The organism is Akkermansia sp. UNK.MGS-1 (genome assembly GCF_000980515.1).
In the GTDB taxonomy this organism is placed as follows: domain Bacteria; phylum Verrucomicrobiota; class Verrucomicrobiia; order Verrucomicrobiales; family Akkermansiaceae; genus Akkermansia; species Akkermansia muciniphila.
The window spans coordinates 25,486-47,273 of record NZ_LBCB01000034.1; the positions used below are offsets into that span (position 1 = coordinate 25,486).

General features: G+C 57.1%; 13 protein-coding genes and 1 pseudogene. 9 read left to right on the forward strand and 5 right to left on the reverse strand.

Going from position 1 to position 21,788, the window contains the following annotated elements; genetic code table 11:
* Positions 1 to 96: 96 nt before the first annotated feature.
* Positions 97 to 558 (reverse strand): hypothetical protein, encoded by a 462-nt coding sequence (locus WW58_RS10255; protein ID WP_022198017.1) that lies wholly within the window; start codon positions 556 to 558, stop codon positions 97 to 99.
* A complete protein-coding gene (rsmA, locus tag WW58_RS10260) occupies positions 545 to 1,924 on the reverse strand; it encodes a 16S rRNA (adenine(1518)-N(6)/adenine(1519)-N(6))-dimethyltransferase RsmA (protein WP_022198016.1) in 1,380 nt (459 codons plus the stop codon). Before rsmA ends, WW58_RS10255 begins: the two co-directional genes overlap by 14 nt.
* Positions 1,925 to 2,206: 282 nt before the next feature.
* Between rsmA and galE the strand changes: the two genes are divergently transcribed.
* The 5 genes from galE (at position 2,207) to WW58_RS10285 (ending at position 8,840) form a co-directional block, all read left to right on the forward strand.
* Positions 2,207 to 3,196 (forward strand): UDP-glucose 4-epimerase GalE, encoded by a 990-nt coding sequence (gene galE / locus WW58_RS10265; RefSeq protein ID WP_012420166.1) that lies wholly within the window; start codon positions 2,207 to 2,209, stop codon positions 3,194 to 3,196.
* A 401-nt stretch (positions 3,197 to 3,597) separates the two neighbouring features.
* Positions 3,598 to 5,121, forward strand: a complete 1,524-nt coding sequence (locus WW58_RS10270) for a prenyltransferase/squalene oxidase repeat-containing protein (protein WP_046437442.1) — start codon at positions 3,598 to 3,600, stop codon at positions 5,119 to 5,121.
* A 149-nt stretch (positions 5,122 to 5,270) separates the two neighbouring features.
* The gene (locus WW58_RS10275; RefSeq protein WP_046437444.1) at positions 5,271 to 6,773 is read left to right on the forward strand and encodes a prenyltransferase/squalene oxidase repeat-containing protein; all 1,503 of its coding nucleotides are present in this window, start codon (positions 5,271 to 5,273) and stop codon (positions 6,771 to 6,773) included.
* Between the two features lie 148 nt (positions 6,774 to 6,921).
* Entirely contained in the window at positions 6,922 to 7,449 is a 528-nt protein-coding gene (locus WW58_RS10280; RefSeq protein ID WP_022198012.1) for an STAS domain-containing protein, read from the forward strand.
* Positions 7,450 to 7,466: 17 nt separating this feature from the next.
* Positions 7,467 to 8,840, forward strand: coding sequence for a DUF2851 family protein (locus tag WW58_RS10285; RefSeq protein ID WP_046437446.1), 1,374 nt, complete (start codon positions 7,467 to 7,469; stop codon positions 8,838 to 8,840).
* A 243-nt stretch (positions 8,841 to 9,083) separates the two neighbouring features.
* Here WW58_RS10285 and WW58_RS10290 read toward each other — a convergent pair whose 3' ends face one another.
* Complete coding sequence (locus WW58_RS10290; RefSeq protein WP_180975887.1) at positions 9,084 to 11,444, reverse strand: glycoside hydrolase family 95 protein; 2,361 nt, start codon at positions 11,442 to 11,444, stop codon at positions 9,084 to 9,086.
* Between the two features lie 222 nt (positions 11,445 to 11,666).
* On the opposite strand from WW58_RS10290, the gene WW58_RS13545 reads away from it, so the two are divergent.
* Positions 11,667 to 12,824, forward strand: a complete 1,158-nt coding sequence (locus WW58_RS13545; RefSeq protein ID WP_102744132.1) for a hypothetical protein — start codon at positions 11,667 to 11,669, stop codon at positions 12,822 to 12,824.
* 62 nt (positions 12,825 to 12,886) lie between these two features.
* Here WW58_RS13545 and WW58_RS10300 read toward each other — a convergent pair whose 3' ends face one another.
* The gene (locus WW58_RS10300) at positions 12,887 to 14,773 is read right to left on the reverse strand and encodes an LTA synthase family protein (RefSeq protein ID WP_102758982.1); all 1,887 of its coding nucleotides are present in this window, start codon (positions 14,771 to 14,773) and stop codon (positions 12,887 to 12,889) included.
* A gap of 103 nt (positions 14,774 to 14,876) precedes the next feature.
* The gene (thiH, locus tag WW58_RS10305; protein WP_046437448.1) at positions 14,877 to 16,013 is read right to left on the reverse strand and encodes a 2-iminoacetate synthase ThiH; all 1,137 of its coding nucleotides are present in this window, start codon (positions 16,011 to 16,013) and stop codon (positions 14,877 to 14,879) included.
* Between the two features lie 200 nt (positions 16,014 to 16,213).
* Between thiH and WW58_RS10310 the strand changes: the two genes are divergently transcribed.
* From WW58_RS10310 to WW58_RS10325, 3 genes and pseudogenes are all read left to right on the forward strand, one after another.
* Positions 16,214 to 17,119, forward strand: coding sequence for a uracil-DNA glycosylase (locus WW58_RS10310; RefSeq protein WP_022198024.1), 906 nt, complete (start codon positions 16,214 to 16,216; stop codon positions 17,117 to 17,119).
* Between the two features lie 687 nt (positions 17,120 to 17,806).
* Positions 17,807 to 18,199 (forward strand): hypothetical protein, encoded by a 393-nt coding sequence (locus WW58_RS10320; protein WP_046437451.1) that lies wholly within the window; start codon positions 17,807 to 17,809, stop codon positions 18,197 to 18,199.
* 10 nt (positions 18,200 to 18,209) lie between these two features.
* Positions 18,210 to 21,788: pseudogene (locus WW58_RS10325) on the forward strand (hypothetical protein); the annotation flags it as partial.

The following is a 21,788-nucleotide window of genomic DNA, read 5'->3' on the forward strand; positions in this document are numbered from 1 at the left end:
CATTTTCCATTCCAGCCAAGGCTTTTATTGGAAATAACCGCCACCCGGCAAGTTCCTGCTTCCAGTCCATTTCAAGCGAAATATTTTCCGTTTCCCTCACATGGCTCCCATGCGGCTGCGAATGACGGATTGCAGTTCCGTTTCAAATTCCCTCAGGTCGTCTGCCGTAGGTTCTCCAAGCGTAACGTCCCAGTTGATACGGCCGGTACGGTCAATATCCCATGCGCCCTGGGCGCCGCTCTTGAATAAAACCTTGCCGGCCATCAGGGCGTGGGGAGGCGTTATTTCATCCACAGTTACCTGGGTTTTTCCCAGCAGGGAGGCAGGGGGAGGCATTGTTCCGGGAAGCTCTCCGGGCTGCTCGGCTTCGGGTTCCGGCTCCGGCTGGCTGATGCGGATATCCAGATCCTGAAGAAGGAATCTTGTATCCATGAACGTCAGCTTGATGTTCAAGTCCTCATGCAGCCTTTTCTGGATGGCGTTTAAATCCAGTCCTTCTTCCGCCCAGGTCCGGATGGACTGGATCTGTTCCGGAGATAATTGATCAGGGTTTATCATGATATGTATTTGAGTTAGAATGATTTTTTCTATTCGCGACCAGCCATGCATTCCAGCAGGGAATGAACGCAGGCGAGAAATCCTGCGGACGACGTTCCACCCACGCCTGGATTTGCTCCGGCGTGAACCACTGCACGCTGTCCACCTCCGCCGCCGGAAAACGAACCTTCCCGGAATACCGCCCTTCATAGAGGGAGATGAATTCCCAGCCGTTATTTTCTCCGGCGTCAAAATCCGCGATTTTCTGCAGCCCGCAGCCGGACACCCCCAGTTCTTCCTTCAGCTCCCGCACCGCAGCTTCCTCATAACTTTCCCCGGCATCCAGATGCCCGGCTGCGGAGGAATCCCATTTGCCCGGCTGCCTGTCTTTCCACAGGGACCTTTTCTGGAGAAGCACAGCTCCATGCTTATTGACCAGGAACATATGTACGGCGCGATGACGAAGGCTGCCTTCATGTATTTCCCGGCGCGTGCCCTGCCCCGTCACCTGATTGAGTTCGTCCACGATGTCAAACAATTCATCTCCGCTCTGCGCCACATCCTTGAGAGGATTGGTATCATAAACGCGCGCCAATTCCACCCATTGGGACAAATTCAATTCCTCAGCCCTGGCGGAAGGGGAAAGTCCCAGGGAAGCAGCCACGCCCTCCCACGGAGGAGAAGCGGGGAGCTGTTTTTTCAATTGTTTGCGCCGCTGGGAAAAAGCCTTGCGCATCAGTTCATCCATCAGGCGGTCGTCATATGGAGGCAGCTCGCGGGCAGGGCGGGGAGTAAGCAGCATCACGGTGGAATCAATACGCGGACGGGGATGAAACGCTTCCGGCGGAATGGTTTTAAGGGCACGGGGAATCCAGTTTTTCTGGATGCGCAGGGACAACAGCCCGAAGGCATCATCATCCGGCGTCGCCAGAATGCGATCGATAAACTCCTTCTGGAGCATCACCACGGCACGTTCCACAGCACTGGGCCTGGACAGGAAATTCTGGAGGATGGCTCCCCCCGCGGAATAGGGAAGATTGCCAAGGAATTTGACAGGGGCCTCCGCAAACAGCCCCCGCGGATCCCAGGAAGCGCCGTCTGCATGGTGAACCTCCACATGGGGATCACCGGCCCAGCGCTCTTTCTGGTACTCCGCCAGACGGGAATCAAATTCCACCAGAACCAGTTTGCGGCAAAGGGGTGCGGCATGTTCCGTCAGGGAGCCGGTTCCAGGCCCTACCTCCACCACGCAATCCTGCGGCCGGATTTCGAGCTGCTCCACAATCCAGCGGGCCACATTTTCATCCGTCAGGAAATTCTGCCCCAGGGACTTGCTGGGGCGCACTTCATGGTCTTCCAGAACATTCCTGATCTCGGACGGTTTCATAATGAAGTGATGTTCGCAAAAATGCCTGTCAGGAGCCAGTAAAAAGCGGGGCAGTTTCCGGCATGAAAACGGAGAAGCTCCAACCGCCGCAGGCAAAGAACGGAGAGACGGCGGCAAGATATATCGCAAATTGACAAAAAGGGGAAAACATGTCACTTTTACAGGCGTCTGGAACAGGGATTCAGCCTGCAGTGAACCGGAAGGTTCCGCAGACTCCAAAATGTCCGGACGCCTTTGCCGGAGAAAAAGTTAAACCGGCTCAACAGCAAATTTGATAAAATCATGAAAGTACTTGTAACCGGCGGAGCCGGATATATTGGTTCCCACACGGTACGCCAGCTCGTCAAAACCGGCGCAGACGTGACCGTGCTGGACAACATGGTGTACGGCCACGCGGGAGCCCTCGTGGACCCGGAAGTGAAACTGGTCAAAGGGGATTTGGGAGATGCCTCCGTGGTATATCCTCTCCTGATGAAGGGCAACTTTGACGCCGTGATTCACTTTGCCGCCTTCATCAATGTGGGGGAATCCGTCCAGAACCCCCTCAAGTACTACATGAACAACATCGCCAGGCCCCTCGTCCTTCTGGGCGCCATGCAAGCCGCCGGCGTCAAGCGCTTTGTTTTCTCCTCCACCTGCGCCACGTATGGCGTTCCCACCCAGATTCCTATCCCGGAAACGGAAAAGCAGGATCCTATCAATCCTTACGGGAGTTCCAAGTACATGCTGGAAAAAGTTTGCAGGGACTGCGACCGCGCCTGGGGTCTCAAAAGCGTTTTTCTGCGCTATTTTAATGCCTCAGGTTGCAGCGAGGACGGCTTGATCGGTGAAGACCACGAACCGGAAACCCACCTTATCCCCAACATCCTGCTCACGCTCACCGGGGAAAAGGAATACATCGAAGTCTTCGGAACGGATTACGACACGCCGGACGGCACCTGCATCCGCGACTACATCCACGTCAACGACCTGGCGGACGCCCACTTGAAAGCGGTGGACTACCTGATGAAAGGCGGGGCCACAGAATGCTTCAACCTCGGAACCGGCCTGGGACTTTCCGTCCGGGAAATCCTGGAAACGGCTGAAAAAGTCACCGGCAAAAAAATTCCCGTCCGCTACGGCCCGCGCCGCGAAGGCGACCCGCCCCGCCTGATTGCCAATCCGAAGAAAGCCAAGGAAATCCTCGGCTGGGAAGCCAGGTGCAAGGATGCCGGGGCCATTGTGGAAACCGCATGGAAGTGGATGACTGGCCCGCGCCGCGGCCACTATTAATGCCTCTGCCCGCAAAAGGCCACCCTCTTTTCCGTCCTGCCATGCCCTCCATGGCAGGGCTTGTTTTTTCAAATTTCTTCGTACGCTCCTCTCCCGGAACCGCTCTTTCTTCCTCTGCCGGCCACAGCTAAAAACATTCAAAGGCAAACGGTTCCCGGCGTGCTGCTTCTCCTTCCCGGCTTCAAAAAGCCTTTTCCATTCCTCTCCGGCAAACCAGAAACACAGCCCATGTCCCGGCAGACGCCCCCGTCGGGTATATGATGCAACCAATATAAGCCGTTCATTATAAAATTCCATTTTGTTCATATCTGGTCATTTACCACCCTATAGACCATCAAAATTTTTGAACTCGCCTCAACCGGAAAAACATTCTATTATTTTCAGGAAGCTTCACATACTGTATGAGCCTGCATATTGAAAGTACTGAAAATGCCCTTGCGGAATTGAAGAAGCAGCGGACCAAGACACTGACCGCCGCCATTTCCGTCTCCTTCCTCGGCATCGCCCTCATGGGCCTCCTCCTCTACCTGGTGCACATCATCGTGGCCGTTCCGGAAGATCCCCCCATGGTCGCCTACGCCACCCAGGAAGGCGACAACCCGGACATCGACACACCGGAAGTCACCCAGACCACCCAGCGCCCCAGCAGTTCCTCCACCTCCGCGCAGGTGAAGGTCATCGCCGCCGTCGCCACGGCGGACGTCGCGGTGGTCAACCCGGATATTGAGGTGGACGTTCCCTCGGAAGAACTTTCCATGGGCATCGACATCGGCGACGGCTTCGGCACCGGCACGGGCGACGGAGACGGGGGAGGCATTCCCGGCATCATCTCCAAGCGCTGCGATTTGAACGACCGCATGAAGCGCATCACGGAAAACGGAGGCACCCCGCAGTGCGAGGAAGCCGTAGTCAAATCCCTCCGCTGGCTGAAAAAACAGCAGAATAAAGACGGTTCCTGGGGCGGGGCTCCCCATAATTACAAATGCGCCATGACGGGCATGGCTCTCCTCTCCTACCTGGCCCACTGCGAAACGCCTCTTTCCGAAGAATTCGGGGAAACTGTCCTGAAGGGCATCTCTTTCCTGGTGGATCAGGGCATGAAAAATCCCGTTCTCTCCCTGGTTCCCCAGAGGAACGAAGTCAGCTATGACCACGCGGTAGCCACCTATGCCTTATGCGAAGCCTACACCTTCTGCAAGCAGATGGACATCCCCTCCATCTCCAATCTGGAAAAGGTCGTCATAAAAGCCGTTGATAAGATTGTGGACAATCAAAATACCGACGGCGGCTGGGCCTACAATTACAACACGAAGGCGGGCGCTCATACGGACCTTTCCGTCACCGGATGGAACGTGCAGGCCCTCAAGGCCGCCGAACACGGCGGCATCCGCCCCTCCAAAGGCGAAATACGCACGGCCCTGCGCAAAGCCGCGGCCTATTGCCAGAAATGCGGCAAGCCCGACGGCCTCTTCACCTACATGCAGAAAGGCAGGGAAGATGCCGCAGCACGTCCCTCCCTGGTGGGCGTAGGCGTTCTTTCCCTTCAAATGTGCGGCAACGGTTCGGACAGCGCCGCCCGCAAGGGACTGGACTGGATGCTCAAGAACACCAACCAGCCGTTCAACTGGAAGGCGAACAATACTTCCTCCAACCTCTACCAGCACTATTACGGGGTACAGGCCGCCATGAACCGAGGAGGGGATGTATGGAAAGCGTACAACAAGGCCTTCCGTGATTCCACCCTCGGAGCCCAGGCCACCGATGGAAGCTTCACCCCGAACGGATTCCCGGGACCGGGGGGGCTCGTGAACAGCAATGGAGGTTCCATCAACGACAAGATTTACCGCCAGTGCCTCGCTACGCTGATGCTGGAGGTATATTACCGCTTCCTTCCCGGCACGGGGGAAGGCACCAGGAATTCCTAATCTGATTGACAGACAGGCGTGTCTGGCTTTAGTACGCTGCCAGCCTTGTAAACAGGCAGGCCAGCAATACATACCTGTACAGGGCAATTCTCCCCATTTTTCAGAAATGCGGGAGTTTTTGCCTTGATGCCAACCAGACACCTCCCTCTATGAGTCTCCACATTGAAAGTACTGAAGATGCCCTTGCGGAATTGAAGAAGCAGCGGACCAAAACCCTGACCGCCGCCATTTCCGTCTCTTTCCTTGGCGTCGCCCTCATGGGCCTCCTCCTCTACCTGGTGCACATCATCGTGGCCGTTCCGGAAGATCCCCCCATGGTCGCCTACGCCACCCAGGAAGGAGATAACCCGGACATTGACACGCCGGAAGTCACCCAGACCACCCAGCGCCCCAGCAGTTCCTCCACCTCCGCTCAGGTGAAGGTCATCGCCGCCGTCGCCACGGCGGACGTCGCGGTAGTCAATCCGGATATTGAGGTGGACGTCCCCTCGGAAGAGCTTTCCATGGGCATCGACATCGGCGACGGCTTCGGCACCGGCACGGGCGACGGAGACGGGGGAGGCATTCCCGGCATCATCTCCAAGCGCTGCGATTTGAACGACCGCATGAAGCGCATCACGGAAAACGGGGGCACCCCGCAGTGCGAGGAAGCCGTAGTCAAATCCCTCCGCTGGCTGAAAAAACAGCAGAACGGCAACGGCTCCTGGGGTGAAGGGCAATTCCGCGCTTCCATGACCGGCATTTCCCTGCTGGCCTACCTGGCCCACTGTGAAACCCCTCTTTCCGAGGAATTCGGAGAAAACGTCCTGAAAGGCATTTCCTTCCTGGTGGACTTAGGCATGAAAAACCCCGTCCTTTCGGAACAGCCCGCCCTGAAGGAAATCTGTTATGACCACGCGGTAGCCACCTATGCCCTGTGCGAAGCCTATACCTTCTGCAAACAGATGGACATCCCCTCCATCTCCAATCTGGAAAAGGTCGTCGTAAAAGCCGTGGACAGGATTATTGACGCCCAGTGTCCCAACGGGGGCTGGGGCTACAGCTACAACAACAAGATTAATCCGGACATCGACCTTTCCGTCACCGGGTGGAACGTGCAGGCTCTCAAGGCTGCCGAACACGGCGGCATCAAGCCTACCAAAGGGGAAATCCGCTCTACGCTGCGCAAGGCCTCAAGCTACGTGCGCAAGAACGTCATGCCGGACGGCAAATTTTCCTATAAGGAAAACGGTAATATGCCCCGTTCCTCCCTGGTAGGCGTAGGCGTGCTTTCTCTGCAAATGACGGGCGACGGCTCCGGCGGTGCAGCCCGCAAGGGATTGGACTGGATTAAGAACAACGTCAAGACCCTCCAGTGGGGCCAGGGAAGCGGCACGGAAAATGTCAAGAGTAATCTCTACATGCATTACTACTGCGTGCAGGCTGCCATGAACCGCGGAGGAGACGTATGGACCTCTTACAACAAAGCATTCCGGGACGCCGTGCTCAGCGGCCAGAATGCGGACGGCAGTTTCCGGAAAAATGACGTAGGATACGTTTCCGGCATGAGCAATAAATCTGAAAACATCTACCGCCAGTGCCTGGCAACGCTGATGCTGGAAACCTATTACCGTTTCCTGCCCGGTACGGGGGAAGGCACCAAGAACTCCTGAGGCATCCCTCCGAATAACGAAAAGAGCGCCGCGGGAAAAGGTTCTGCATGCGAGAAAACGAACCTTCTTCCGGCGGCGCGCAAATTAAATCCTGACTTGACCGCAGAGGTTTCTCTTGTTATTCATATGGTTTCCATTTTCTAACGACGTGAATAACAATTCTTCCATCCTTTTCGGCCTTTTTGATGAATTTCTTTGGGTCCGGTGTTCCGGACGCGGAAGTTTTGCCAATAGTCCGACTGTCAAATCCCTGGGGGACGATTACATCGCTTCCGGAGGGCGTCTGATCGTCATTGATCTGGAAACTTGCTCCGGCATTGACTCCACCTTCATGGGCACTCTTGCGGGCCTGTCCCGACGGCTGCTTCCCATCGGGGGATCCGTCCAAATCGCTTCCCCGAGCGAACGCTGCCTGAGCGCCCTGGAAAGCCTGGGGCTGGACGCCCTGCTCAGCATTGAACCGCCCACAGCCCCCTGGAGGGGAAAAGTAGAGCAGATACGTGCCGCCCTGGGTACTGAAAATGCCCCTTCCGTTCACTTGGATGCCAAGGAGCAAACTCTCCACGTTCTCAACTCCCATTTGACCCTGAGCGAAATGAGCGAAGAGAACGAAGAAAAATTCCGCAACGTAACCGACTGCCTGAAAGAAGAATTGGAACGGCAGAAAGATCAATAAAAATACCTCCCCTCCACATGGACCTGCGCTCCATGGCCTCCCTGTATGAGGAAGCCCTTTCCGCAGCAAGGGAAGAAGGGCCGGCCGCCGTCAGGGAACATTCCGTTTCCAATCATTCCGCCCTTCCGGACGAGCGGACTCTTCAGCTTCTTCTGCTGGAAGGAGTATTTGGGACCTCTTTTACGGATGATTCAGGCAGGGACGTTCACATCCTGGATTTCGGGAACTGGAATAAATCTGCCGGGCCGGACTTTCTAAACGCCAAGATATGCATTAATGGCGTCCCGCAATCGGGAGATATCGAACTGGATCCCGCGCCGGAAGACTGGGAACGCCACGGGCACGGTTCCAACCCGGGGTTTAATGGCGTCATCCTGCACCTCGCCTGCACGCCCAGCCGCAGGAAATGGTTCACCCGCAATGCCAGGCATGAACGCGTTCCTCTGGCTATCATTCCCCCCGCTGCGCTGGCGCGGTCAGGAACATCCCCTTCCGGCAGCGCCCCGATACGCCACTGCCGACACTCCGGACTGCTGGCATCCATGGCTCCGGAGTTTCTGGAAACACTCCTTCAATCAGCAGCAGCCTACAGGTTCCGGAACAAGCACCGCCGCCATGCGGAACGCGCCAAATACGCAGGAGAGGAACAAACCCTTTTTGAAAACCTGGCGGAAACGCTGGGCTATCACGCCAACAAAACCGCCATGCGCCACCTGGCCCTGCGGGCCCCCCTGCGCTCCATCCGGAACTGCCCGGAAGCCCTGCTCTTCGGTACGGCGGGATTCCTCCTTCCAGTATTGCCAGCCTCCTGCACACCGGAAGCCGTAGATCTGCACAAAAAACTCTGGGCTCAATGGTGGCCCCTGCGGGAACAATTTGAACTGGCGCCGGACCGCTCCTTCCCCTGGACATTTTCCGGCAGCAGGCCGGCCAACCATCCGCAGAGGCGCGTAGGGGCGCTGTCCGTCATCGCAGCAGACTTTGATACGTTTAAGCGTCTTTGCGTTGCCAGACATACGGAAAAACTGACCGAGTACCTCTCCTCCCTTACACACCCCTACTGGAGCACCCATGTAACGCTTCCTTCCTCACCCTCTCCCCGCCCCATGGCCCTGATGGGCCGGGATAGAATCTTGGACTTTATCATCAACCACCTTCTTCCGATGAAAGATGACGCACATGCATGGAAACATTATCTTTCCCTTCGGGCCGGACAGGCGGGAACAAAAGTTCTCTCCGTCCACCAATCCCTGCTGGGCGGCAGGCCGGATGCACAAGCCTTTCTTGCGAAAGCCTGGCACCACCAGGCTTTGCTTCAAATCCACGATGACCTGTGCTCTCTCCATTCCTGCGCCATTTGCTCCCTTCTCGGGCAAATGGAAAAGAAATGAGAGCGACCCCCTTCTTTCCTCAAGGCGGGAAGCGGAAGACCTTTCCCCCCCCTGCCCAACCTTTCTATCCGGAGAGGCATTCCTTCTTTCAGAACGCGCCGTTCAGCATGCTCATCCTTTGAAACAAACACCGTTCCTCCCGCAAAGGTCCGGGATAAAAAAGGCTTCCAGCCCTTACGAAAGGACCGGAAGCCATGATTATGTTGCGTTCCGGAATTAAAACCGGATCATGGATTTCCTCTTTTACCTGGCTGCGGGCTGCGAAGATTCCGCTTCCGATTTCAGCGGCAGGGTTTTCATGCGGGTCATCTTCCCGTTGACGCGCACGGGCAACACCTTGGGTTGGGCGGAATACAACTTCACATTGCTTACCTTGCCGTCCTTCCAGGAAAAATCCACCGTGACGTTTCCCCGGGCTTTCAGCCCCTTCACGGAGCCTTCAGGCCACGCTTCCACGGGAGAGGGCATGATGTCTAGGCCCCCGGCATGGGATTGCACCAACATTTCACAAATGCCGCCTACAATGCCGAAGTTGCCGTCCATCTGCATAGGGGGATGAGTAGTCAGCATATTCGGCAAAGTGTTGAATTTCAAGAGTCCCTGAACCATTTCATGAGCCTTGTCCCCCTCGCCCAGGCGGGCCCACAGAGCCGTGCGCCACGGCCACGTCCAGGAACGGCGGCTGTCTCCGGTCGTGCCGCGCCATTCTAGGGAAAGGCGGGCGGCTTCCGCCAGCTTGGGCGTCTTGAGCTTGCTGATCTGGTTGCCGGGGAAAACAGCAAAAAGGTGGGACGTATGGCGGTGGTCCGTCTTGGGAATGCGGTCAATCATCCATTCCTGAAGATTTCCTTCCTTGCCTATCTTGTTGCCGGCCAGCCTTTTCAGCTTGCCCTCCAGGCTCTTGGCCCAGGCGGCGTCCTTGCCCAGAATGCGGGCGGCTTTGATGGTATTGGAGAAAAGCTCCGCAATGAGCTGCTGGTCATGCATCACACCGTCTTCACGCGGCCCATGTTCGGGAGACCAGCCATTGGGAGCCACCAGAGTTCCAGCTTTCACATCGGCCATATCCTTCTTCTCCTCTTCGCTCGGATCCTTGCCGTTTGTCTTGAACCCTTCGCCCCCGGCTCCCAGTTCCTTCAAATGGTCTTCCCAGAAATGACAGATTTCCTTCATCAGGGGATACGCCTGTTTTTCCAGATACTTTCTATCACCGGTAAATGCATAATGTTCCCATATATGCAGCGCATACCAGGCCGCACCGGGGATGTTCCACTGCCAGCCGTTGCCACCGAAGATATTCTGGGAGGTGCGCACCGTCCAGCCGCGCACGGGTTTGCCGTCCTTGGTATTGAACCCCTTGTTCGCCTGGGAAGCGTCCCGGCAGCCGGGGGCCATTGCCTCCACATAATTGACCAGGGCCTCATGGCATTCGGAAAGATTGGCGGGTTCCGCCCCCCAATACGCCATCTGGACGTTGATGTTGTTATGGTAGTCGCAGGCCCACGGCGGTTTGACATAATCATTCCACAACCCTTGCAGGTTGGCCGGTAGCGTACCGGGCCGGGAACTGGACAGCAGCAGATAGCGGCCGAACTGGAACATGGTTTCCTCCAGATTGGGATCTGCCGGATTTTTCTTATAGGCTTCCAGACGCTTCGGCGTAGGCAGCTTGGCTACATCCTCCTCCGTTTTTCCGAAGTTGACCTTCACCCGGTCAAACATGGACTTGTACTGGGAAATGTGGGCCTGTTTCAGGGCGGCATAATCCGCAGAAGCGGCTTTGGCCGCATAACGGTCCAGCTTCCTGGAGGGAGATTCACCCTTCCAGTCCTTTTTATAATCCATCAGGTAATCCGTCTCCATGGCGATGACGACCATGCAGGAATCCGCATTTTTCACGGAAATTTTATCTCCCGAGGCAGAAAGCGTACCGCCTTTGGGACGGATCAAAACACGGCCTTCATAATTCATGCCGTTTTTCAACATCCCCTTCCAGGTGATGACGGATCCCTTGGCGGAAATATCTGCTCCAAGCTGGCTGTTAACGGAAAAATCCGCGCTGAATTGGCCGGGGTTGCTGGCTTTATAGTTCAGTACCAGGACGTTGGCAGGCGTGCTGGAGAATGCCTCCCGGTCATACGTTACGCCGTCCGCCTTGTAATTCACTTTATGAATGCCGTCCCGGAGATCCAGGGAGCGCGTAAAATCTTCCACAGACAGGGAAGCCGGCTGGTCGCCTTTTTTAAAGTCCACAAACAAATCCCCAAAGGGAAGATAGTTGCCGAACTGGTTCGTTCCGGCATCAGGCCCGTAACCGTACCCTCCCCCCGGATTGGCTCCTCCGGACCAAAGGCTGATTTCATTCAGGGCCAGCCGCTCGCGGCCGGGAGCGCTGAAAATCATGGCTCCAACGCGGCCATTGCCAATGGGATACCCCTCCGCTTCCCAGACGGAGGCAGGCTTTCTGTACTTGCCAAAACTGCCCTCGGAATTTTTGTCTTCCTGCGGATAAACAACTACGGCCGGTTCATCAGACCAGATCAAATTGGAGGCGGAAGGCTTATCCAGAGCCCCCCACCCGAAAGAAACGGCACTTACCGCCACGGCAGATAAATATAGAGATTGGAAATGCATGCTTTAATAAACAATGTCACATATTTACTGCCTTCGCAACCTCTATCTTTCAGCCATTCCGAACTTATCGGCCGCCACATGACGGATTCTTCCCCCCGTTATTTCCCTCCCGGCCCAGGGATGGTTCCTCCAATGGCGGAGAGAACAGTAAATTTCCTTGTCTTTAAAAATGACGCTCCTAATTTGGCATGTATGTTGAAACGACTTCTCTCCGCATTTTTTTCTCTGTTCTTTCTGGGAGCGGCCTCCGGTACATCCTTTGCGGAAGTCACCGTTCCGGACGTCCTGAAAGACCGGATTGCCCTGAAAAAAACGGCCCGTCAGCTCAATATCGTTTATTTTCTGGGCAGTGATACGGAACCCGTTCCGGATTATGAACGGCGCCTCAGCGAACTGCTCCTTTACCTCCAGCAGTTTTACGGCAAGGAAATGCAGCGGCATGGCTATGGCGCGCGTTCCTTCGGCCTGGACATCAAATCCCCAGGCCGCGTGAACATCATTGAATACAAGGCCAAAAATCCGGCGGCCCATTATCCTTATGAAAACGGAGGCGGCTGGAAAGCGGCCCAGGAACTTGACGAATTTTTCAAAGCCCATCCGGACAGGAAAAAAAGCCAGCACACGCTTATCATCATGCCCACCTGGAATGACGAAAAGAACGGCCCCGACAATCCCGGCGGAGTTCCCTTTTACGGCATGGGGCGCAACTGTTTCGCCCTGGATTATCCGGCCTTCGACATCAAACACCTAGGGCAGAAAACAAGGGAAGGAAGGCTGCTGACCAAATGGTATGGAGGCATGGCCCACGAATTGGGGCACGGCCTTAATCTGCCGCACAACCATCAGACCGCCTCGGACGGTAAAAAATACGGCACGGCCCTGATGGGTTCGGGCAATTACACGTTCGGGACCAGTCCCACGTTCCTGACCCCGGCCAGCTGCGCCCTGCTGGATGCCTGTGAAGTGTTTTCCGTCACCCCGGCCCAGCAATTCTACGAAGGCAAGCCGGAAGTGGAGGTCGGGGACGTAGCCATTTCTTTTAAAGGAGACCAGATTCTGGTTTCCGGCAATTATAAAAGCCCCCAGACCGTCAAAGCTCTGAATGTTTACATCCAGGATCCTCCTTATGCGGTCAACCAGGACTATGACGCCGTTTCCTTCTCCCGGCGCCTTGGAAAAAAGAGTGGGAAATTCTCCATGAAAATTGACAAAAAAGAGCTGGAAGGATTGAACAATAACGAATTCCGCATTTCCCTCATGTTCATTCTCGCCAACGGGCTGCACATGCAGAAGCACTTCACGTTCCATTGGGACGCTCTCCAGGATTACAGGGACGGAAGCAAATCCTGAACGCATTTTCCGTGCGCGGGCGGAGGCCGCCAAAATCACGGCCTCCGCACCTTGCGGGGGCCTTATTCCTTCAAACTGGTGCGCCAGCCGGAAGCGTGCTGATAGTAATAAACCGCTTCCCTTTCCAGCTCTTTCATCCGCCCATCCGGCTCAACGGCCTCTCCGTCCCGGAAAAATTCCACTCCGCGCTGGGGTTTGAGCACTACCATGTCTTTCCCCTTTAAATAGCCGATATATTGGTAATTGCTCACAAAATACCGGGACTGATAGGAAGGCTTCAAGGCATCCTTTCCATAAAAGGCCGCATCATACGGCCAGTTCAACAGCCCCAGCAGGGTGGGCAGCACGTCAATCTGGCTCACGGGAGTGTCCCGCCGTTCCGGCTTCAGCAGAGCCGGAGCGTAGAAAATGGAAAAAATGCGGTGCGTTTCCGGATTGAGGGCCTGCTTTCCCGCGCTCCCGGCGCCGTGGTCTCCTACGAACACGAACAGCGTGTTGTCAAACCAGGGTTTGGTTCTGGCCTCCTCCACAAAGGCGCCTACCGCATAATCCGCGTATTTCACGGCCCCCATGCGCCCCGTGTGGGAAGGAATGTCAATGCGCCCTTCCGGATACGTGTAGGGGCGGTGGTTGGACGTGGTAAACACCACCTGCAAAAACGGCTTGCCGCGTCCGCAGGATTCATCCGCCTCCCGTACGGCGCGGCGGAACAAATCTTCATCGCAAACGCCCCAAATAGTGGAATGGGTCACCTCGGAATCATCCATGGAATGACGGTCCAGAACCTGAAACCCGTTGTTCCCGAAAAAATAATTCATGTTGTCAAAATACCCGTAGCCGCCGTAAATCCATTTGAGATCATATCCCTTGTCCCTGAATATGGAACCTATGGTCTGCAAATGCTCATTTCCTTCCTGGCGAAGGATGGACATGCCGGGAAGCGGCGGCAGGGATGTGCTGATTGCTTCCAGCCCGCGTACGGAACGGGTGCCCGTGGCATAAGTATTCGGGAAAAAAATGCCTTCCTTTCCCAGACGGCTCAGGCACGGAGTGACGTCAGCCCCGTCTTCCCGGCACTCGTTCAAAAATTCCGCTCCCATGCTCTCCATGACCACAACCACGACATTCGGGCGGATAGCCCCCCCGGAAGGACGCACCTGCCTCTTTACGCTGCCGGACGAAGCCTCCGGCACGGACGTGTCATCCGCCGTGAACTCCCGGGCCAGAAACGCCGCCGCTTCCGCATCCGGCAGCGTCCGGTAATAAGCGCGGTAATCCAGTTCATTCTTGAGAAAGGCGCTGAACAGGCTGTAAAGGCCATCCTTGGCCATTTCCGAATTATAACGGTTGTTCACGGCATCCGCATCCTTGATATCCACCAGCCAATATCCCCCCGTGACGCAGGCCAGCAGGAACAGCACCACACAGCCTCGTTTCCATCCGACGGGAACCGCCCCGTTCCTGGGAAGCAGGAACCTCTTCATTCCCCAGACGGCCAGAACGGACGCCGCCAGAATGCCGCCCAGAATAGGGATGATGGGATAGGACTCGTAAATATTCCCGATGACCTCCTTGGTGTAAACCAGGTAGTCTACCGCAATGAAATTAAAGCTTGCCTCAAACTCGTTCCAGAAAAAGGCTTCCGCCACATCTTCAAACAGATTGGCGAGCACAAACAGGAAAAACCACGCGGAGGTGAGCCACCTGTCCGCCTTCCCTCCCGCCTTCCCGCGCGGCAGAATCCACAAATAAACGGCATAGGGTATAAGCCAGTAGCACATGGTGACGGCAAACTCCGTCACAAAAACGTACGCCGTTTTCAGGAGGGGAAGCAACCCGAAATCCATGTTGCGGTATTCGAACAATACCGTAAACAGATTTTCCACCGCCTCAACGCCGAACGCAAACAGGAGGAACGGCCAAAACCTCCCCCAATAATAACGAATCATCGCTACCGGAAATATGACAGCCGGAGCATGCCGTCAATGCTCCATCACAACATCACGGTGATATGAATGTCATTCCGGAGAAATGAGACGGGAGAAGATTCTCCTACACTACATCCAGAGCGGCATCCCAGTCTTTCCAGACAGGTTCCAGCCCGGCATTCCGTATGGCTCCGACCACCTGCTCCGGTGTGCGCTGGTCGGAAATCTCAAACTGCTCCGTCGCCTTGCAATTCCCTTTTCGGTCATCGGGAAGATCCACCCGGTTGCCCCGCACCGTCAAATGGGCGGCAGCCGTTCCCACGCCCGTGTAGCCCCCCGGTTCCGTGCGCGCAATGGCGGACATGTGGGTCATGCCCAAATGCATCAGGGCATTTCTCATCGGCGCGGGCTCACGGGTGCTGATGGACATGCCTATTTTGGGGAAGCAGATGCGCAGGGCGGCCATGAGCTGGACAAAATGGCGGTCATCCAGCATCAAGTCCGGATCAGGTTCATACTCGTAATTCCCGGCGTAGGGACGCATGCGCGGAAACGCCACGGAAAGCGCGGATTTCCAGCAATGCTTCTGCAGGTAATCCAGATGGACGGCAAGAGCCATGGCCTCCCGCCGCCACGGCGAAAGCCCGAACAGGGCTCCTATCTGAATGCGGCGGAAACCGCCCTGGTAGGCGCGTTCCGGGCAGTCCAGCCTCCAGTTGAAATTTTTCTTCATCCCTGCCGTATGCAGGGTTTCATACACTTCCCGGTTATAGGTTTCCTGATACACGGCCAATTGTTCCGCCCCGTGACGGACGATCTCCGCATAGCGGTCGTCCGGCAACGGCCCTATCTCCAGCCCCAGGGACGGAATAAAAGAATGCAGGGCGTCCAGGCATTCCTGCATATACCCGTCGGAAACGAACTTGGGATGCTCCCCGGCCACCAGCAGGATGCTGCGCAGCCCCAGGCCGTGCAGGTAGCGGGCCTCCTGCACCACTTCATCCACCGTAAGCGTGGTGCGGATAATGGGATTATCCCGGGAAAAACCGCAGTACTTGCAATTATTGATGCATTCGTTGGACAGGTAAATGGGGGCGAACAGGCGAATGGTCCGGCCGAAATGCAGCCGCGTCAGACGCCGGCTCTCCTGCGCCATCGCCTCCAGGCGGGCGTCGTCAACCGGTTCCAGCAACGCCATGAAACGGCGCACCAGGGGAGTGGGACAATCCATCAAACCGTTTAATTCTTCAGAAAAAGACATACGTGAACTAAGTAAAATTGTGAGAGCGCCGGCTGCATTTCCATTCCTGAACCGGAAAGCTCCAATTTGCTCCCTCCCTTGCAAAAGATACCATCTTTTACCGTGTCATTTCCCGGAGAGGCGCGTTCCATGAAGGCCGGGGAGCCTGCGAATCGTCGTGACAGACGGCCTCTTATGGACTAATCTGGCTTTATCCTCCCATGAGCGCTACACCGAACAGCCTTTTCCGCCATTATCTTGATTCCCTGATCCAGCAGGGAACAACGCGAACGAGCCTGACGGATGAAGCCAGAAACGTTCTCAGAACATGGTACGTGGCTTCCAGACAGGGAGGCCGTCCCGCCGCATCAGCACCCGCTTCTCCGGAACCGCCGCCCCTGCAGGCGGCCGTTCCTGTCTCCGCACCTGCCGGAAAGCCGGAACCGCCGGAGCTGTTTCCGCAAAACAGGGAACCGGCCTCTGCCATTACCCTCCCGGAAGGGACAATGGAAGACAAGCTGCAATACCTCCGTAATCTGGCGCAAAACTGGAAACCGGCGCGGGAACTCAACTCCCTGCGGGACACCATGGTCTTTGCCACGGGCAATCCCCATACGAAACTCATGCTCATCGGGGAAGCTCCCGGATATTATGAAGAAGTGCAGCAGGAGCCCTTTGTGGGCCGTGCCGGGGAAAAACTCAACCAGATATTAAGGGCTATGGGGCTCTCCAGAGACATGGTTTACATTTCCAACATCGTCAAATTCCGCCCGGCCCTGCCCAACCAGCGAACCAATAACCGCGCCCCCACGCCGGAAGAAATTGAAGCGTGCCTGCCCATCATCATGCATGAAATCCGGGTCATCCGGCCGAAAATGATTATAGCCCTGGGCGGTACCGCCGCCGTAGGCCTGTTGGGGGAACAGGGTTCCGTCAGCTCCATGAGAGGCAGGTTCCACGACCTTAACGGCATTCCCGTACGCGTCACTTACCATCCCAGCTACCTGCTCAGATCAGACAGTCCGCGGGAAAAACGCAAGGTATGGGAAGACATGCTGGCCGTTATGGAACGCCTGGACATGCCCATCTCAGAAAAACAGCGCGGCTACTTCCTGCCCAGGGAATAAGCCGGGGACTTCTTCATGCCTCATTTTCAGCTGAAGCAGGGAAAAATCCCTGAACCATTTGGCGTGACAGGAAACATCAGTATGTCTCCGTGCATCTGCATTCTATTCTCCAAAGCGGTTGTACCACCCCATCCCGCTTTTTCCCGGAGCAACCTCTAACGCATCGGCTAATTGGGAGGATAGAACAGGCCGTCCCCCTGCCCCGTATCCCGCCAGGAGCCGCCGAAGCACAGCATGAACGGAGACATTCAGAATTCCTCCCTTTTTACTGGTCCGGGACCTTACGAAATTCCCCTCTCCATCAAATCCTCATCACCGCCCGGCCCTTGTAACGCTGCCTGTGGGATGCAAACATAACCTCCTGAAAATGAGTGCCATGTTCCGGCGTCAGTTCCCGGACCGGAAATTTTTTCAATTCCGGACACCTCCGCATCAAAACTCCGGTGAAATACCTGATACCGCGCCGTGTCGTGAGGCGAAGATCCCGTTTCGCCTTCAACGGTTCCTCAGCGCCTCCGATCAAAAGCGAAATCCATCGGGTTTCAGATACCTGAGGAAGAATATCTGGATATCCTCCAACGGTTCAGAATCCGATGCTGGGAAATTTGCCGCCGTTACCGGAAAAGCGGAGGCGCCGGCATAAAAACATACCTGGGCAATGCAACCGTTTTTGAGCCGGAACGCTATTTGCGCGAGAGGAACCGGAAGAAGAGGCTGCTGCTGCGGGAAGCCCGTCCGCTTGAATATGAAAATGGCCGGGAAATTGACGCTGACGAACATTCGGACTTCCTTTCCGGGCTGATGTTCCGGGAAGAATTCGAGCGGAAAATGGAATCCCTGGAGCCGCAGGAAAGGGAGCTGGTTGAGGCATTGATTGACGCTGAAGGGAATTTGTCACGGGCAGCCAGAAGCATTCATCTGGAGGAAAGCAGGGCGCGCCGCCTCAGGAAACGGCTCCGGGAAGAAAAATTCACTTTTTTAAGAAATGGGCGGCGAATTTCCGGAAACGCGGCAAGCAATCATTGTGAAGGGTCTAAATCGACCTACTCGTCGTCCATAGACGTCGCAATCAAACACTAATCATCACACCATGTATACCAACGAACAACCAAACGACGACCCCTCGTTGAACAGGGGTTCCGCCAACAAGATGAACACCAACCCCGCCGCCGGACCTCCCGGGGCGGCCAGCCAGCCTGGAGAGCCGGGCGCCGCAGCGCCCCTCCATGCCATGTCCACCCCCATCCAGCCCTACGGCGCGGATACCGTTATCTATGAAAAATCCGACAACTTCGTTCAGACGTCAGCCGGAGCCGATGTCTTCATGCCCCCCGTCAACGACACCTTCAGCGTCCCGGAAGGAGGGGCCACGGCCGTGGCCAGCCTGACGGTGGACGACTGGGGCAAGCTGACCATCTCCGGCCCGGGCGGCACGTTTGAGCTGGACCTGACCTCCGCCGTCGATGAACCCGGAAAACTGGGAGGCCACCAGGAATGGACCAAATCAGGCTCCTTTGAACTATCCGAAGGCACGTACACCCTCTCCGTCACGCACCAGAACATCGACATGCCGCACAACGAATACAACCAGTCCGTGTGCAGATACTCCGTGACGGTGACCGCGCATGGGGACTCCAGCAGCAGTTCAAGCAGTTCGGACACCCCTCCTTCCTCCCTCTCGAGCAGCTCCTCTTCGGACGTGCCGCCGGAGGAAAAGGAAATCTGCTGCCGTTGCGGTACGTGCACGGACGCGGAAGGCAACGAATACACCATTGCGGCGGAAAAACTGCCGGGTGACCCCGGCGTGGAAATCTGCATGTCCCAGGCCGAATTCCTGGCCAGGGGAGGGGCTTCGGCGCCGTCTCCCGCGGCCTTCAGCCTCCGTTCCGCGGAAAACGCCCGTGAAACGGCGGAAGCCTGCGGCGGCCTGAAATACGTGAGCCCGTGGGCCTGGCGCGTCCATCTGGACGAAACGTCCGGCCTCATCACCGTGGTGCCTCCGGTGGGCGCCGCGCTTTACTTCAACGTGCAGGCCGGTTCAGATACGGCCCTGCCTGCGGGCATCTCCCGCAAGCGCGACTTCAGGGTGCAGCTGCTGGATGAAACTCTGGCTCCTGCCTCTTCCGGTGCCCCCGCCTACCTTTCCCTGGTGGACGCGGACGGGCAGAAAATCCGCTTCTCCGCGGAAACCGGCGCCGTGGTCGCCATGACCTCCGCCTCCGGCAAAGTGCTCCTGGCGGAAGACTACTTCCGCAATGTAAACAATACGTATGATCCTGCGGGCAACCTGGTAAGCAGCTACAGCGCCGCGGAGGGGCTGATGCGCACCCGGACCGGAGCGGACGGAGAACTCGTCCTGGAATGGTACGCTCCCGCCGCCGTCACGGCTCTGGCCGACGGAACATACGAAGTAACGGGAGAACCCTATAAAACCTCCTCCTACCTGTCCTCGGAAGAAAACGGCGTGCGGACCACCGTCATCACGCGCCAGCAGCGCGGACTGCCGGCCCACACCATCACCCGTACGGAAGAACCCGGCAGAGTCAGCATCGCCAAAGGCCAGGGGGACGACACCATCATCCGCACCATTGAAACCAACCGCCTCTACGGAGGCCTCTCGGAACGCATCGAAACCGTCAGGGGCATCAACGACGCCGAGCCGGTCGCCTGCAACCGCAGCGTCAGGCAATACACGGACGGCGGCTGGCTGCTGGTAAGCGAAACGGAAGCCTTCAACACGCCGCTGGCGCGGACGACCTCCTACGAATACAACAGCCAGTACCGCGTCTCCCGCATCAACCGCCCGGACGGCGGCTACACGCGCTATGAATACGACGGCGAAGGTCGGGTCACGCTTGAGGCGGAACCCTGGGCCGGCGGCGGAGAACAGGTAACCCGGACCGAATACGCCGGCCTGCGCTTCTACGACAACCGTCCGGCGCGTGTCGCCGAATTCCGGGTGCTGTCCGACGGCACGGAAATCGAACTGACGGCCGCCGCTTACGCCTATGAGCGCTCTCCCCTCATGGAACGGGTGACCAAAACCGTGACTGCCGCCGGTTCCGGCCAGGAACAGACAAGCGTGGAAGAAACGTATGGAGAAGCCGCCGCCTATCCCTATGCCGCCGGGCAAACCAAATTCACCCGGGACATTGCCGGCGTGGAAACCTTCTATGACTATGAGGCGGCCGTGGAACACGGCGCCGCGCACAAAAAGACGGCCGTTACCAAGGTCGGCGGCGAACTGGCGGCCGGACAGAGCCGCAAGACGGAATCGTTCCTTGCCGCCAACGACACGGTGCTTGTTGAACAGGAAAGCATCTGGGATGGTGAAAACTGGCTGCTGCTCTCAAGCGGCGCCCATGAATACGATGAAGAAGGCCGCCGCACGAAAACCACGCGGGGCAACGGCCGCGTCAGCGCCACGTCCTGGATGTGCTGCGGCAAGCTCTCGGAAACGGACGAAGACGGAATCCTGACGTCGTACGGCTACAACAGCGCCCACCAGCTGGTGGAAACCATCCGTTCGGAAATCAGCGACGGAGACACGGTCATTACCCCGGAAACCATCACCACCTACACCCGGGACGCCGCCGGGCGCGCCCTGCAGACGCGTCGGGACAGGGGAGCCATGACCACGACGGAAAGCGTGGAATACGACAGGCTCGGCCGTATCGTCAGACAAACCGATGTGCTGGGCCGCGTGACGGCGACAGCCTACAGCGAAAACGGCCTGACGGAAACCGTCACGACGCCCTCCGGCGCCACCCTCGTCACCGAACGTCACCCCGACGGCTCCGTACTCCATGAATACGGCACGGGACAGCGCGAACGCTACCATGTCTATGACATCGGCGATAACTGCCTGAGGGAAACCGTTACCCTGGCCGACCAGACGACTCTCCTCTCCCGGACCCTGGTCAACGGCTTCGGACAAAGCGTCCTGCAAGTGACGCCCACGACGGCCGGGTTCCTGTATGACCATTCCGAATATAATGCACAGGGGCGCCTCATCCGCACATGGAGGGATGCGGGTACGCAGGAGGGGGCCGTCGCCATGGCGCCCACGCTCTACGAATACGACGCCTTCGGCAACATGACCAGGGAAACGCTCGCCCTGGCGGAGCAGCCCGCACCGGACAACAGCCCCATCCGGGAATATGCCTTCAGCGTGGAAAACGCGGAGGACGGCGTCTATCTGGTCACGACGCAAATACGTTATAATGCACAAGGAGAACCGTTGACCAGCGCCCGGAAGGAACTCATCTCCGAACTCTCCGGGGTTCTGGAAACAAAAACGGTCATCGTTGACGAACGCGGCTTGACTTCGGCGGAATGGACGGAGTATGCTGAAAATACGAAAAGAATCCAAAAGAGCGTTGTCCCCTCTTCCAGCGTCACGGCTCAAACGGTGGCGGCGGACGGCCTGATGCTCTCGCAGCAGAACCACGCGGGCATCACGGAAACGGCCGCCCGCGCCTATACGGCCACGGGCGTGACCCTGACCCGCACGGACGGCCGCGGCAACACAACGACGATCCGAACCGACCTGGCTGGTCGGGCCGTCAGCGTGACAGACGCCGCCGGGAATGAAACCGTGACGCAATACGACGCCTGCCACGACCTGGCCGCCGTGGTGACGGACGCGCTGGGAAATACGGTGTGCGCC